Raw genomic sequence first — 15,397 nt, forward strand, 5'->3', positions numbered from 1 at the left:
ATCAGAGCACTTCGACTGCCGCCCCAGTGACCCGGCGGCGGCAGTCGAGGACGTACCGGGAGTGCGCGACCACCGCGTCGTAGTCGAATTCGTCGTGGTCGGCGAGCAGCACCACCGCGTCGGCGGCGGCCAGCTCCTCCGGCGTGGCGTCGACCCGGCGGACCGAGGCGAGCGGACCGCCCTCGTGGTGGTCGGCGGTGCGCTGGCCGGGGATGGTCGGCTCGGCGACGTGGACGCCCGCGACCACGTGCGGGTCGGCGGCGCGGACGTCGGCGCCCATCCGGGTGAGCAGCTCGACGATCCGGGCGGCCGGGGTCTCCCGGGCGTCGCCGGTGTTCTTCTTGTACGCCAGGCCGAGCACCAGCACGCGCGAGCCGTTGACCGACAGGCGCCGCTCGTTCAGCGCCTCCGACAGCCGGCCGACCACGTAGTCCGGCATGTGGCTGTTGACGTCGTTGGCGAGCTCCACGAAGCGGAAGGACCGGCCGAGCGCCCGCTCCACCCGCCAGGACAGGTACGAGGGGTCGATCGGCAGGCAGTGCCCACCGACGCCCGGGCCGGGGGTGAAGCGCAGGAAGCCGAACGGCTTGGTGGACGCGGCGTCGATCGCCTCCCACACGTCGATGCCGAGGTCGTGGGCGAACATGGCGAGCTCGTTGACGAGGGCGATGTTCACGTGCCGGAAGGTGTTCTCCAGCAGCTTGGTCAGCTCGGCCTCCTTGCAGGAGGAGACCGGGACGGTCCGCTCGACCAGCTGCGAGTAGAAGCCGTCCACGGCGGCGAGGCCCTCGGGGGTGGTGCCGGAGACGACCTTCGGGGTGTTCTCCAGCTTCCACTGCGGGTTGCCCGGGTCGATCCGCTCGGGGCTGTAGCCGAGGTGGAAGTCGCGGCCGGCGGTGAGCCCGGAGCCCTCCTCCAGCAGCGGGGCGAGCAGCTCCTCGGTCGTCCCCGGGTAGGTGGTGGACTCCAGCACCACGGTGGCGCCGGGCCGCAGGTGCCGGGCGAGCAGCCGGGCCGAGGACTCGATGTACGAGAGGTCGGGCACCCCGTCGCGCAGCGGGGTCGGCACGGTGATCACCGCGATGTCGAACCCGGCGACGTCGCCCGGCTCGGCGGACGGCAGGTACGCGCCGCCGTCCAGCAGCGGACGCAGCCGCTCACCCGGGATGTCCTCCACGTAGGACTCGCCGACGGCGAGCCGCTTGATCCGTCGCTCGTCCACGTCGTACCCGACGACCTGGTGGCCGACTTCCGCGGCGCGTACCGCCAGCGGAAGCCCGACATAGCCCTGACCTGCGATGACGACGCGCATGACCGAAGTACCCCCTGCATCGCGAACGGTGTCCCCACACCTTCTTCACATGAGGGTACGGAGGCGCCGCGCCGCGCGGGCGGCTTCCGGCGAAGTGGGTCGGACCGGGGCCGTCCGGGGTCGTCCACGGCCGTCCGGGGCCGCAGACAGCGGCGCCGAGACCTGCGGCGCCCGTGCAGTGGGCGCCGCGGTCCCGGCGAAGGTGGCACGGGCGCCCCCACCCAGGGTCGCCCGGCCTCGCACACCCGACCCCCATCGGGGGTGCGACTTGCGCTGCCACAGCCATCCCCCACGGTTGGATGCGGCGTGCGCTGAGACCATCTTGCGCGGCGACCATGGACGGACAGTGACAGGAGTATGTCCGATTCATGATCTCTGGTGTCGGCCTGACCGGACACCTCGCCACCCGGCGGACACCGGCGGGCACCGACGGTGCCGCCGCGCCGCGTACGCACCGGCCGTGCGGCGTAGGCTGGGAACCCCCGGGGCGCACCGCGTACCGGGCCGTTCGCGCTGCCCGGCCGGCCGTCGCCGCCGGGCCACTCCGGCCGTGGAGAACTTGACGTATGAGCCTGTCCGGACTGCTCGATGTCGTCGTACGCGACGCCGCTCTCGCCGAGGCGATCGAGGCGGCCGCCACGGGACACAGGCAGCACCTCGACCTGGTCGGCCCGCCCGCCGCCAGGCCGTTCGCGATCGCCGCGCTGGCCCGCTCGCTCGCCGCCAAGGGCGGGGAGCTCGGCCGGCCGGTGCTCGCGGTGACCGCCACCGGCCGGGAGGCCGAGGACCTGGCGGCGTCCCTGCGCTCGCTGCTGCCGCCCGACGCGGTCGCCGAGTTCCCGGCCTGGGAGACCCTGCCGCACGAGCGGCTCTCCCCGCGCTCCGACACCGTCGGCCGACGGCTCGCCGTGCTGCGCCGGATCGTCCACCCGCGGGCCGACGACCCGGCGGCCGGGCCCGTCCAGGTCGTGGTGGCGCCGGTGCGCAGCGTGCTGCAGCCGCAGGTGAAGGGCCTGGCCGAGCTGGAGCCGGTGGCGCTGCAGCGCGGCGAGCAGCACGACCTCGGCGAGGTGGCCCGCAAGCTCGCGGCGGCCGCCTACTCCCGGGTGGAACTGGTCGAGAAGCGCGGCGAGTTCGCGGTGCGCGGCGGCATCCTGGACGTCTTCCCGCCGACCGAGGAGCACCCGCTGCGGGTGGAGTTCTGGGGCGACGACGTCGAGGAGATCCGCTACTTCAAGGTGGCCGACCAGCGCTCGCTGGAGATCGCCGAGCACGGCCTGTGGGCGCCGCCCTGCCGCGAGCTGCTGCTGACCGACGAGGTCCGCGCGCGGGCGGCCGAGCTGGCGCAGGACCACCCGGAGCTGGCCGAGATCCTCGACAAGATCGCCCAGGGCATCGCCGTCGAGGGCATGGAGTCGCTGGCCCCGGTCCTGGTCGACGACATGGAGCTGCTGCTGGACGTGCTGCCCAAGGGCTCGGTCGCGGTGGTCTGCGACCCGGAGCGGGTCCGCACCCGGGCGGCCGACCTGGTCGCCACCAGCCAGGAGTTCCTGCAGGCCTCCTGGGTGGCCGCGGCGGCCGGCGCCGACCGGCCGATCGACATCGAGATGATCGACGTCTCGGCCGCCTCGCTCTGGCCGCTGGCCTCGGTGCGCGAACACGCCGCCGACATCGGCCTGAACTGGTGGTCGGTCAGCCCGTTCGCCACCAGCGACTCCTCGGTCAGCGCGATTCTCGAATTCGACGCCGACACGCTGACCCTCGGCATGCACGCGGTGGAGGCGTACCGGGGCGACACCGCGCGCGCCATCGCCGACGCCAAGGAGCGGCTGAACGCCGACTGGCGGGTCGTGATGGTGACCGAGGGTCACGGCCCGGCGTCCCGGCTCGCCGAGGTGCTCGGCAACGAGGGCATCCCGGCCCGGCTGGTCGCCGACCTCGCCGACGCCCCGACCCGCGACGTCGTCCACGTCTCCTGCGGCTCCATCGAGCACGGCTTCGTCGACGAGACGCTCAAGCTGACCGTCATCACCGAGACCGACCTGTCCGGCCAGAAGTCCTCCACCAAGGACATGCGCCGGATGCCGTCCCGCCGCCGCAACGCCATCGACCCGCTCGCCCTGGCGGCCGGCGACTTCGTCGTCCACGAGCAGCACGGCGTCGGCCGGTACGTGGAGATGGTGCAGCGCACCGTGCAGGGCGCCACCCGCGAGTACCTGGTGCTGGAGTACGCGCCCGCCAAGCGCGGCCACCCCGGTGACCGGCTGTTCGTGCCGACCGACCAGCTCGACCAGGTCACCAAGTACGTCGGCGGCGAGGCGCCCACCCTGCACCGCCTCGGCGGCGCGGACTGGGCGAAGACCAAGCAGCGGGCGAAGAAGGCGGTCAAGGAGATCGCCGCCGACCTGATCAAGCTGTACTCGGCCCGGATGGCCGCGCCCGGCCACACCTTCGGCCCGGACACCCCCTGGCAGCGCGAGCTGGAGGACGCCTTCCCGTACGCGGAGACGCCCGACCAGCTGACCACCATCGCCGAGGTCAAGGCGGACATGGAGAAGTCCGTCCCGATGGACCGGCTGATCTGCGGCGACGTCGGCTACGGCAAGACCGAGATCGCCGTCCGGGCGGCCTTCAAGGCCGTGCAGGACGGCAAGCAGGTCGCCGTCCTGGTGCCGACCACGCTGCTGGTGCAGCAGCACTTCTCCACCTTCGCCGAGCGGTACGCCAACTTCCCGGTCAACGTGAAGGCGCTGTCCCGCTTCCAGACCGACACCGAGGCGAAGGCCGTGCTGGAGGGCCTCTTCGAGGGCTCGGTGGACGTGGTCATCGGCACCCACCGGCTGTTCTCCTCCGAGACCCGGTTCAAAGACCTCGGCCTGGTCATCGTCGACGAGGAGCAGCGCTTCGGCGTCGAGCACAAGGAGCAGCTGAAGAAGCTGCGCGCCAACGTCGACGTGCTCACCATGTCCGCCACCCCGATCCCGCGCACCCTGGAGATGGCGGTCACCGGCATCCGCGAGATGTCCACCATCACCACCCCGCCGGAGGAGCGGCACCCGGTGCTGACCTTCGTCGGCCCGTACGACGAGAAGCAGATCTCGGCGGCGATCCGGCGTGAACTCCTGCGCGAGGGCCAGGTGTTCTACATCCACAACCGGGTCGAGTCGATCGACAAGGCGGCGGCGCGGCTCAAGGACCTCGTCCCCGAGGCGCGGGTCGCCACCGCGCACGGACAGATGGGGGAGACCCAGCTGGAGAAGGTCGTCGTCGACTTCTGGGAGAAGGAGTTCGACGTCCTGGTCTCCACCACGATCGTCGAATCCGGCATCGACATCTCCAACGCCAACACCCTGATCGTCGAGCGCGGCGACACCTTCGGCCTCTCCCAGCTGCACCAGCTGCGCGGCCGGGTCGGCCGCGGCCGCGAACGCGGCTACGCGTACATGCTGTACCCGCCGGAGAAGCCGCTCACCGAGACCGCGCACGAGCGTCTCGCCACCATCGCCCAGCACACCGAGATGGGCGCCGGCATGTACGTCGCCATGAAGGACCTGGAGATCCGCGGCGCCGGCAACCTGCTCGGCGGCGAGCAGTCCGGCCACATCGCGGGCGTCGGCTTCGACCTCTACATGCGGATGGTCGGCGAGGCGGTCGCCGAGTTCCGCGAGTCGCTGGAGGCCGGCGGCGGCGAGCCGGAGGAGGAGCCGCTGGAGGTGAAGATCGAGCTGCCGGTCGACGCCCACGTGCCGCACGACTACGCGCCGGGGGAGCGGCTGCGGCTCCAGGCGTACCGCTCGATCGCGGCGGTCAACTCCGAGCAGGACATCGTCCAGGTCCGCGAGGAGCTCACCGACCGCTACGGCAAGCTGCCCGAGCCGGTGGAGAACCTGCTGCTGGTCGCCGCCCTGCGGCTGTACGCGCGGCGCTGCGGGATCGGCGACATCACCCTGCAGGGCAACTTCGTCCGCTTCGGGCCGGTCGAGCTGCGCGAGTCGCAGGAGCTGCGGCTGAACCGGCTCTACCCGCGCACCCAGATCAAGTCCGCCGCGCAGCAGCTGCTGGTGCCCAAGCCCGCCAGCGGCGGGCGGATCGGCGGCAAGCCGCTGGTCGGGCGTGAACTCCTCGCCTGGTGCACGGAGTTCCTCACCACTATGTTCGACGACCTGGCGGGCGCCAAGCGCTGACGCCGCCCCGCGCTCCTCGGCGGTCTCGGGCCCTCGGGCCGGAGGCCGCCGTTGCGTCTGTACGGGGCCCTGCGTGCCGGTGGGTCAGCCGAGCTTCCACTGGCCGGTCTGGTCGGCGATGCCGCTGTCCAGGCTGAACTGGGCCTTGGCGAGCACCGCGTCCTTCGGCACCTCGAAGGTGAGGAAGCCGAGCGCGCTCTCCCCCGGGGCGATGTTCGCCGGGACCTGGAACGACGGGCCCGCCTTGGTGTCCGCGATCGCGGTGCCGAACGCCTGGCCCTGCGCGTCCAGCAGCTTGGCGCTGTTCATCGGGGCGTCGCTGTAGGCCTTGCTGCCGGTCGCCTTGATCCGGAACTGCACCGCGACGAAGCGCTTGCCGTCGGCCGGCTTGGTGAACTCGTCCTCCCCCTCCGCGTTGTCGACCACCTTCACCAGGGTGACGTCGGCGGTGTTGCTCTTCTCCATGCCCTTCAGCGCGATCGTGTCGCCCACCTTGGCGGCGGCCGCGGCCGGCTTCGACTCGGCGGCACCGGCACCGGCACCGGCACCGGCGGCGGCGCCGGCGGCGGACGCCGGAGTGCTCGGCTTCGCCTCGGTGGACACCCCGCTGTCGGACGGGCCGCAGGCGGTGGCGCCCAGGACCAGCAGCGAAGCACCCAGCAGGAACGCGGCGCTACGGCGGGCGGTGGTGGTGACGGCCATGACTGACTCCTCGGTCTGTTCGGTCTGTTCTGTCGGTGCTGCCTCTCGCCCGGGGTCTCCCTGGCGATGACTAGATCAGACCATGCGACTGTGAACAGTGTCAACGGCTATTCATAAAACGTCTCTGTTCACGTGTGAACGGAGCGGGTGGAGGCCGATCGCTATGCTGTGTGGTCACAGTCGGTCGTGAACGTGAGGAGCCAGCGATGCCGGACCGCCCCGAGGTGACCGCCGTCGAGATCGCCCGGCTCGCCGGCGTCGGCCGGGCCGCCGTCTCCAACTGGCGCCGCCGTCACCCCGACTTCCCGCGCCCGGTCGGCGGCACCGACAGCAGCCCGACCTTCCCGCTCGACCAGGTCGAGCAGTGGCTCCGTGACCAGGGCAAGATCGCCGAACTGCCGCCGCTGGAGCGGGCCTGGCAGCAGCTGGAGACCCTGCGCGACCCCGACGGCCCACCGGTCGCCCCGCTGATCGGCGCCGGCGCCTTCCTGCTGCTGCTCCACCGCGACCCCGCCGCCTGGACCGCGCTCGCCGACCGGCCCGACACCCGGCTCGCCACCGACCTGCCCCGCGCCCTGCGACACGCCGCCCGCGCCGCGATCGGCCCCGACGCCACCGACCGCCTCGGCCTCCCCGCGCTGGTCGGCCCCACCTACCTCGACCTGGCCCGCCTCCTCGCCCGCCTCGCCGACACCCACGGCGCGCCGGCCGCCTACGAGCAACTGCTCACCCGCCACGCCGAGGCCAACACCCGCCAGCTCGCCCCCACCCCGCCCGAAGCCGCCGCCCTCCTCGCCGCCCTCCCGCAGGCCGACACGGCGGCGCCCCAGGCCGCGCCGCACGCCGCCGAGACGGCAAGCGCCGCTACGGCCCGGCCGCACCGCGCCGCGGACACGAGCGGGACGCCGGTGGACGAACCGGCCGCCGCGCCGTGGCACACCGGCGCCGTGTCGCGACCCGCCTCCGGACCGGCCGACGCGCCGTCCGGCGCCGCCGCCTCGGCCTGGCCGCACTCCGCTGCCGGTGACCCGGTGGTTCCGTCCGTCCCGGGCTGGCCGCACTCTGCTACCGGCGCAGCGACCGGCGGCCCGGCGGTTCCGTCCGGTCCTGGCGTCCCGCCCGGTCCGTCGGCTGCCGGGGCGGTGACGGTGTTCGACCCGGCGTGCGGGCTGGGCGCGCTGCTGCTGGCGGCCGGGCCGGGGGCCGTCCGGGCCGGGCAGGACCTGGACGCCGGGTACGCCGCGCTCGCCGTGCTGCGGCTCGCCCTGCAGACGCCCGCCGCGTGGCCCGGCCCGCTCGCGGTCGACCTGCGTCCCGGTGACGCGCTGCGGGCCGACGCGCACCCCGGCCTGCTCGCCGACGCGGTGCTCTGCCAGCCGCCGTACAACGAACGCGACTGGGGACACGACGAGTTGCAGTTCGACCCGCGCTGGTCCGGCGGCGTCGTCCCGCCGCGCGGCGAGTCCGAACTGGCGTGGCTGCTGCACTGCCTGTCGCACACCCGCCCCGGCGGCCTCGCCGCGCTGCTCCTGCCGCCGACCGTCGCCTCGCGCCGGGCCGGCCGCCGGGTCCGCTCCGAGCTGATCCGCACCGGCGCGCTGCGTGCCGTGGTCGCGCTGCCCGCCGGCACGGCCCCGCCGTACGGCGTGCCGCTGCACCTGTGGGTGCTGCGCCGGCCGCGGCCCGGCGACGACTTCCGGCAGGTGCTGCTGCTGGACGCGGCCGCCGCCCACCCGGCGGCGGAGGGCGGCCGGGACCGGATCGACTGGCCTGCGCTCACCCGGACCGTCCTCGACACCTGGTACGCCTTCGACGCCGCCGCCCGCTCCGGCGGCCCGCTCCCGGCCGACCGCCCGGGCGTGCACCGCACCGTCACCGCGCTGGACCTGCTGGACGACGAGACCGACCTGTCGCCCGCCCGCCACCTGCCGGCCGCCCCCACCGCACCGCCCGACACCCTCTCCCACCTGCGCACCCGGGTCGGCGAGCTGCTCGGCGCGCTCGCCGACCTGGACGCCCGGCTGCCGGAGGTCGCCGCCGTCGCCGAGCCGGTCGTCCCGCCGTCGGTCACGGTCGGGGAACTCGCCCGGGCCGGTGCCCTGGAGGTCCACTCCTCCGGTCAGGGCCCGGCCGCCGGCACCGGCACCGCCCCACTGCTCACCGACCAGGACCTGCTGGCCGGCCGCCCCCCGTCCGGCACCACCGACGCCACCGACGCGCCGACCGCGCGTCCCGGCGACGTCCTGCTGCCCGCGCTGGGCGGCGAGACCGCGCACGCGGTACGGGCGGGCGACCCGTACGACGGCGCGGTGCTCGGCCCGCGCCTGCACCTGCTGCGCCCCGACCCCGAGCAGGTCGACCCGGACTACCTGGCGGGCCGGCTGCGGGCCACCGGCGCCGCCCGCCGGGCCAGCAGCTACGCCTCCACCACCACCCGCCTGGACATCCGGCGGCTCGAACTGCCGCGCCTCCCGGTCGAGCGCCAGCGGGTCCTCGGCGCGGCGTTCCGCCGCCTCGCCGACTTCCGGACCGGCCTGGCCCGCACCACCGAGCTGGCCGACACGCTCACCCGGACCCTCACCGACGCCCTCGCCGCCGGCACCGTGGAACCCGCCGACGGCGGTGGGGAGAGCGACGGATAAGCGATCCCGGCGTGTCGCGCGGGGGCGGTACGGTGTGCGAAGCACCGTCACCGTCCGCCGCCGCCACCGTTGCTGAGGAGCGCGCATGCCCGGCCCCGCCGCGTCAGGTCCCTACCGCGTCGGCCCGACCGTCCTGTGCTGCGCGCTCCCGCTCCTGACGCTGGGAATCCTCGGCATGGTGCCGTCCACGGTGCTCGCCGTCGGCCGCCGCCGGCCGGTGGACATCGTCGGCGCGGTGGTCTTCGGCCTGCTCCAGCTGACCCTCTACGTGTCGGCCGCGCTGGCGCCGAAGGCCGGCGGCTCGGTGTGGGACACGCTCGGCATGATCGTCGTCATGCCGATGTGGATCGGCGCGCCGCTGCACTTCCTGCTGATGAACCGTCGGAGCATGTGGCCCGGCCCGAAGCCGCTCGCGCAGCCGTACCCGCAGGCGTACCCGACGTACCCGCCGACCTACCCGACGTACCCGCAGCAGGCGGCATACCCGCAGGACGCGACGGCGTACCCGCAGTGCACCCCGTACCCGCAGCCGTACCCCGCGCAGCCCACCTACGGCTACCCGCCCGCGGCGGCGGCGCCGGCCGCGACAGCGGTACCGGCCGCGCCGACGCCCGCCGCACCCGTGCCCGGGCAGGCCCCGGCGCAGGCCCCCGCGCCGTCCGCGACCGGCGAGGAGCTGCGGCAGCTCGGCGAACTGCTCCGGCGGCAGGCGCAGGAAGGCCGCCCGTGACGGCGGGCCGGGTGGTCGACGGCCGTTACCGGCTCGCCGAGAAGATCGGCCACGGCGGGATGGGCCAGGTCTGGGCGGGCTTCGACGAGCGGCTGGAACGACACGTCGCCGTGAAACTGCTGCGCACCGACCTGCTGGCCGACCCGTCCGACGCCGCCGCGAGCCGCGGCGAGGAACTGCGCCGCCGCTTCCTGCGCGAGTGCCGGGTCAGCGCCGCCCTCGACCACCCCGGACTGGTCACCGTCTTCGACGCCGGCTCGGACGGCGGCGAGCTGTACCTGGTGATGCAGCGGGTGCCCGGCCTCAGCCTCGCCGACCTGATCGCCGAGGACGGACCGCTGCCGGTCGAGCAGGCCGCCGCCGTCGCCGGCCAGGTGTGCGCCGCGCTCGCCGCCGTGCACGCCGTCCCCGTGGTCCACCGCGACCTGAAACCCAGCAACGTGATGGTCCGGGACGACGGCCGGGTGGTCCTGCTCGACCTCGGCATCGCCACCGCCCTCGACCCCGACGCCACCCGCCTCACCCTCACCGGCAGCCCGATCGGCAGCCCCGCCTACATGGCCCCCGAACAGGCCCTCGCCGCCGGCGCCGACCCGCGCAGCGACCTGTACGCGCTCGGCTGCATGCTGCACGAGATGCTGACCGGCCAGGCACCGTTCCCCGCCCCCACCGCGCTCGGCGTCCTGCGCCGGCACGTCGACGACCCGCCGGTACCGCTGCGCGCACTGCGCCCCGAACTCCCCGCCGCCGTCGAAGCCCTCGTCCTCGACCTGCTCGCCAAACGGCCCGCCGACCGGCCCGCCGACGCCCAGCAGGTCCACGCCCGACTGCTGCCGCTGCTCCCCGCCCCGACCGTCGCCCCGCAACCGCCGCACGGCGCCGTCCCGGACCCGACCCGCCCCTACCGCTACCCGCACCACCCGCAGCCGCCGTCCGGTACGCGGCCGGGCCCACCCTGGCCGGACCACCGGCCCGGACCCGGCACACCGCCACGGGCCGCCGCCTCCGTCCCCGTCGTGATGCCCGCACTGCCCGACCCCCGCCTCGCCCACAGCGGCCCGGCCGCCGCCCCGGTCCCCGCCCCGGAGGCCGGACCCGCCGGCGGGGCGGAAGCCCTGGCCGAAGCCTGCGCCCGGCTCTCCGACCTGGTCGCCGCCGGCCGGCACGGCGAGGTCCTGGCCCTCGCCGCCGACCTGCTGCCCCGCGCGGTCGCCGAACTCGGCCCCGACGCGCCCCTGGTCCTCACCGTCCGCACCATCCGGGCCCGCACCCTGCTCGCCGCCGACCGCCCCGCCGACGCGCTCGCCGAGTACCGGGCGCTGCTCGCCGCACACCCGGCCGACTCCCCGGCCGTCCCCGGCCTGCGCGAGCGCGCCGGACTCGCCCAGGTCGCCGCCGGCGACCGCGAAGGCGGCTGGCAGGCCCTCCTGGAACTGCTGCTCGACACCGAACGCCGGCTCGGCCCGCACCACGAGGACGTCCGCCGCCTGCGCCGGCACCTCGAACAGCTCGGCGCCACCCGCACCACCAGCGGCAACCCGTACACGGCCTGAGCCCCCGACGGCCCGTTGCTGCGGCGGTCTGGGCAAGGGCGGGCGGTGCGCTCTACTGTTCGTCCCAGCTCGTCGAACCACCCCAGGAGTACCACCGGAACGCACCGGCCCCACCCCAGCCCCGGGAGGCACCTCGTGATCCGCACCAGCTCCATCCGCCGCCGCACGCGGACCGCCGTCGGCGCCGCGGGCCTCGCGCTCGCCGCCGCCGCGCTCACCGCCTGCGGGACGCAGCCGGCGCACCAGGGCGCCGCAGCGGTCGTCGGCGGCCAGCGGATCAGCATCGCCGCGGTGGACGCCCGGGTCGCCGAGGTCCGGGACGGCGTCGCCGCCGCGCAGGGCCAGAACGGCGGCGCCCGCAACGAGCGCGCCGGCCTCGCCCGCAAGACCGTCTCCGACCTCGTCCTGGACCGGGTCATCGCCCAGGCCCTCACCGACCACGGCCTCAGCGTCACCGACACGGAGATCGCCGACGGGCGCAGCGCCGACGCCAAGGCACTCGGCGGCGAGACCCAGCTCGCCCGGGAACTCCTGCTCCGGCAGGCGGTGCCGAGCGGCGGCATCGACGCGTTCTACCGGCAGCAGCTCGGCATCCAGAAGCTCGCCGCCGCGCAGGGCGAGGACCCCCGCACCGACGCCGGCAACGCCGCCATCCGCAAGGCCCTGGTGGCCGCCGGCACCGAACTCGACATCCAGGTCAACCCCCGCTACGGCCACTGGGACGTCCAGCAGATCGGCCTCGCCGACACCGTCGACTCCTGGCTCCCCCAGAACACCAACCCCGCCTGACCCGCACGCCGCCCCGGCCGCCGGGCCGGTGCTGTCCGCGCCCCGCGGGGCCTGGCGGCAGCCGTCGCGAGCCGCCCCGCCGGAGGCGGCCGTCGGGCCGGTGCCGTCCTCGCCCCGCGAAGCGTCCCACCGGAGGCGTTCGTGGGCACGGTCACGCGCAGCGCCCCGCCGGAGGCGGTCGTCGGGTGTCTGCCGTTCGTGCGGCGGTCCCGCCGGGGGCGTCCCTCGCATCCCGCCGTCGCGCAGCGCCCCGCCGGAGGCGGTCGTCGGGCGTGTGCCGTTCGCACGGCGGTCCCGCCGGGGGTGTCCCTCGTATCCCGCCGTCGCGCAGCGCCCCGCCGGAGGCGCCTGGCGGGAGCCGGTTCGCGGAGCGCCCCGCCGGAGGCGCCGTCGTATCCCGCCGTCGCGCAGCGCCCCCGCGGGGGCGGTGGGCGGGGGGTGCGGAGGGCCGGGCGGGGGGTGGGGGAGCGGGTAGGTTCTGGGGTGTGGACACTCCGAAGCTGACGCTGCTCACCACTACTCACCGCGTGGCCCCCGGGCTGCTCTCCTGGCCCGCGTGGGAGGCGCTGCGGTCCGCGCCGCGGGTGCTCGCGGGCGACGCCTCGCATCCGCAGCTGCCCGCCGTCCGCCAGGCGGGCGTCGTGGTGGAGGTGGTGGAGCGGGGTTCCGCTCCGGCGCTGGCGCGGATGCTGGTGGAGGCGGCGCCGGTGCTGTGGCTGGGTGGTGCGGACGGTGACCCGGGGCTGACGGACGCGCTGGCGCGGATCTCGGTGGAGGAGGCGGGCCGGGTGCCGGAGATCGAGGTGCTGCCGGGCTCGTACGACCTGCCGGGTGCGCGGCTGCTCGACCTGGCGTCGGTGATGGACCGGCTGCGCTCGCCGGGCGGCTGCCCGTGGGACGCCGAGCAGACGCACGCGAGCCTGGTGAAGTACCTGGTGGAGGAGGCGTTCGAGCTGGTCGAGGCGATCGAGGAGGGTGATCGGGAGACCTTGCGGGAGGAGCTCGGCGACGTGCTGCTCCAGGTGTTCTTCCATTCGCGGATCGCCGAGGAGCACCCGGACGACCCGTTCTCGATCGACGACGTGGCCGGCGACATCGTGGAGAAGCTGATGTACCGGCACCCGCATGTCTTCGGTGACGTGGAGGCGTCGGGTGCGGCGCAGGTCGAGGCGAACTGGGAGCAGCTGAAGGCGGCCGAGAAGCAGCGGGAGTCGGTGCTCGACGGGGTGCCGGCGGGGCTGCCGGCGCTCGCGTACGCGGCGAAGCTGGTCTCCCGGGTGCGGCGGGCGAATTTCGCCGGCGTGCCGGACGGCGCGTACGAGCTGCCGGCGGAGCTGACCGAGCGGTCGGCGGGCGACCTGCTGCTCGCGGTCGCCCAGCGCGCGTACGACGCGGACGTGGACGTGGACGCCGCCCTGCGGGCCGCCGCCCGCCGCTACCGCGCCGCGGTGCGACAGGCCGAGGGCCTCAACCCGTAGCGACCCGCCGGGCTGCGGTCGTCGGCGCAGCCCCGCGTCCCACGCCCCGGGTGCTAGGCGGCGGCGGCCGGTTCCGGGCTGCTGCGCCGCTGCTGCGGGACGACCTCGCCGATCGCCTCGCCGAGCAGGGCGAGGAGGTCGGCGAGCGGGTCGAGGTGGTCGGGGAGGTCGGCGAGCTGGACGATCCGCTCGCCGTCGGGGCCGGCGACCGCGAAGAGGTCGATCGGGCCGAGGTGCTTGACGGCGGTGGAGACCAGCGCGGCGATGTCGCTGGGGCGGTGGATGTCGCCGGAGACGCCGACGACGTGGCAGTCGGGCCGGTCGAGTTCGGTGGCGAGGTCCTCGGCGACGCCGGGCCGCAGGTCGGCGATGAGGAGGCGGGCGGCGCCGGCGGCGGTGAAGCGGCGGGCGAGTTCCGCCCCCGAACCTCCGTCGAGTACCGCGATGACCACCACTGCCCCGGTTACCCGCATGGACTGCTCCTCCTTGAGACGCCCGGTGGCCGGTCCGCACGCCGCCCACCAACGGTTGTCGGAGGATCGTAGGCACGCCACGACCCTCCGCAACAGGGATTACCCGCCAGGTGACCAGACTCACGCAGGTCGGGGCACCGGATACCGTCAAGGCATGTCCCACACGCCCGAGACCACCCGCCCGGAGCTCTTCACCTGGGAGTTCGCCGCCGATCCGTACCCCGCGTACGCGTGGTTGCGCGAGCACGCGCCGGTGCATCGGACGACGCTGCCGAGCGGGGTGGAGGCGTGGCTGGTGACCCGGTACGCGGACGCGCGGCAGGCCCTCGCGGACAGCCGGCTCTCCAAGAACCCCGCGCAGCACAACGTGCATGCTCATCGCAGCGGCCGGGTCGGCATCCCGGGCGAGCGCCAGGCGAACCTGATGACGCACCTGCTGAACATCGACCCGCCGGACCACACCCGGCTGCGGCGGCTGGTGTCGAAGGCGTTCACGCCGCGCCGGGTGGCGGAGTTCGAGCCGCGGGTGCAGCAGCTCACCGACCGGTTGATCGACTCCTTCGCGGAGCGCGGCTCGGCGGACCTGATCCACGAGTTCGCGTTCCCGCTGCCCATCTACGCGATCTGCGACCTGCTGGGTGTCCCGGCCGAGGACCAGGACGACTTCCGGGACTGGGCCGGGATGATGATCCGACACCACGGGGGGCAGCGCGGGGGTGTCGGCCGGGCGGTGAAGCGGATGCGCACGTACCTGGCCGAGCTCATCCACCGCAAGCGGGCGGACCTCGGGGACGACCTGATCTCGGGGCTGATCCGGGCCAGCGACCACGGCGAGCACCTCACCGAGAACGAGGCCGCCGCGATGGCGTTCATCCTGCTCTTCGCGGGTTTCGAGACCACCGTGAACCTGATCGGCAACGGCCTGTACGCGCTGCTGCGCAACCCGGGGCAGCGCGTGCTGCTGCAGGAGTCGCTGGCCCGGGGCGAGAGCGGGCTGTTGGAGACCGGGGTGGAGGAACTGCTGCGCTACGACGGACCGGTGGAGCTGGCGACGTGGCGGTTCGCGTCGCAGCCGCTGTCCATCGGCGCGGTGGACATTCCGGTCGGCGACCCGGTGCTGGTGGTGCTGGCGGCGGCGGACCGCGACCCGGCCCGGTTCGCCGAGGAGAACACCCTCGACCTGGCCCGCGCCGACAACCCCCACCTGGGGTTCGGGCACGGCATCCACTACTGCATCGGCGCGCCGCTGGCCCGGCTGGAGGGGCAGCGGGCGCTCGCCACGGTGCTGACCCGGCTGCCCGATCTGCGTCTTGCCGCCGACCCGTCCGAACTGCGCTGGCGCGGCGGCCTGATCATGCGTGGCCTGCGCGAACTGCCGGTCTCCTTCACTCCGGTGGACGCCTGACGGCGCGTCGTGTCGCGAGATCTGAATGCGGATTAAACCGGACATACCTGCATGGTTCGTGCCCGAGTTGTGACGCGTCGTAATTCTTGCGTGATACCGGTGATATGAGCTTGTGATTGATCGTCGGAT

Annotated in this window: 10 protein-coding genes; 7 read left to right on the forward strand and 3 right to left on the reverse strand. The window is 74.6% G+C overall.

The window, feature by feature from the left end:
* Position 1: 1 nt before the first annotated feature.
* Positions 2-1,312 carry a nucleotide sugar dehydrogenase gene (locus tag ACGFX4_RS30890; protein ID WP_393081277.1) on the reverse strand — a complete coding sequence of 437 codons (1,311 nt, stop codon included), beginning with the start codon at positions 1,310-1,312 and terminating at the stop codon, positions 2-4.
* A gap of 566 nt (positions 1,313-1,878) precedes the next feature.
* Here ACGFX4_RS30890 and mfd point away from each other — a divergent pair.
* Positions 1,879-5,496: a transcription-repair coupling factor gene (gene mfd, locus ACGFX4_RS30895; RefSeq protein ID WP_393081280.1), complete on the forward strand. Its 3,618-nt coding sequence runs from the start codon at positions 1,879-1,881 to the stop codon at positions 5,494-5,496.
* Between the two features lie 84 nt (positions 5,497-5,580).
* Here the strand turns inward: mfd and ACGFX4_RS30900 are convergent, their stop codons facing one another.
* A complete protein-coding gene (locus tag ACGFX4_RS30900; RefSeq protein WP_393081283.1) occupies positions 5,581-6,198 on the reverse strand; it encodes a DUF4352 domain-containing protein in 618 nt (205 codons plus the stop codon).
* A gap of 206 nt (positions 6,199-6,404) precedes the next feature.
* Here ACGFX4_RS30900 and ACGFX4_RS30905 point away from each other — a divergent pair, with 206 nt between their 5' ends.
* The 5 genes from ACGFX4_RS30905 to ACGFX4_RS30925 all read left to right on the forward strand — a co-directional run bounded on the left by ACGFX4_RS30905 (position 6,405) and on the right by ACGFX4_RS30925 (position 13,390).
* Entirely contained in the window at positions 6,405-8,840 is a 2,436-nt protein-coding gene (locus ACGFX4_RS30905; RefSeq protein ID WP_393081285.1) for an N-6 DNA methylase, read from the forward strand.
* An 85-nt stretch (positions 8,841-8,925) separates the two neighbouring features.
* Complete coding sequence (locus ACGFX4_RS30910) at positions 8,926-9,570, forward strand: hypothetical protein (protein WP_393081288.1); 645 nt, start codon at positions 8,926-8,928, stop codon at positions 9,568-9,570.
* Positions 9,567-11,123: a protein kinase gene (locus ACGFX4_RS30915; protein ID WP_393081291.1), complete on the forward strand. Its 1,557-nt coding sequence runs from the start codon at positions 9,567-9,569 to the stop codon at positions 11,121-11,123. The genes ACGFX4_RS30910 and ACGFX4_RS30915 overlap by 4 nt, the downstream gene beginning before the upstream one ends.
* 135 nt (positions 11,124-11,258) lie before the next feature.
* Positions 11,259-11,912, forward strand: a complete 654-nt coding sequence (locus ACGFX4_RS30920; RefSeq protein ID WP_393081294.1) for a SurA N-terminal domain-containing protein — start codon at positions 11,259-11,261, stop codon at positions 11,910-11,912.
* A 485-nt stretch (positions 11,913-12,397) separates the two neighbouring features.
* Positions 12,398-13,390, forward strand: a complete 993-nt coding sequence (locus ACGFX4_RS30925) for a MazG family protein (RefSeq protein WP_393081297.1) — start codon at positions 12,398-12,400, stop codon at positions 13,388-13,390.
* Between the two features lie 53 nt (positions 13,391-13,443).
* Here the strand turns inward: ACGFX4_RS30925 and ACGFX4_RS30930 are convergent, their stop codons facing one another.
* Positions 13,444-13,863 (reverse strand): SDR family NAD(P)-dependent oxidoreductase, encoded by a 420-nt coding sequence (locus ACGFX4_RS30930; RefSeq protein ID WP_393081300.1) that lies wholly within the window; start codon positions 13,861-13,863, stop codon positions 13,444-13,446.
* A gap of 154 nt (positions 13,864-14,017) precedes the next feature.
* Here ACGFX4_RS30930 and ACGFX4_RS30935 point away from each other — a divergent pair, with 154 nt between their 5' ends.
* Positions 14,018-15,268 (forward strand): cytochrome P450, encoded by a 1,251-nt coding sequence (locus ACGFX4_RS30935; RefSeq protein WP_393081303.1) that lies wholly within the window; start codon positions 14,018-14,020, stop codon positions 15,266-15,268.
* The last annotated feature ends 129 nt before the right edge of the window (positions 15,269-15,397 follow it).

Origin of the sequence: Kitasatospora sp. NPDC048365 (assembly GCF_043200835.1) — a bacterium.
Taxonomy (GTDB): domain Bacteria; phylum Actinomycetota; class Actinomycetes; order Streptomycetales; family Streptomycetaceae; genus Kitasatospora; species Kitasatospora terrestris.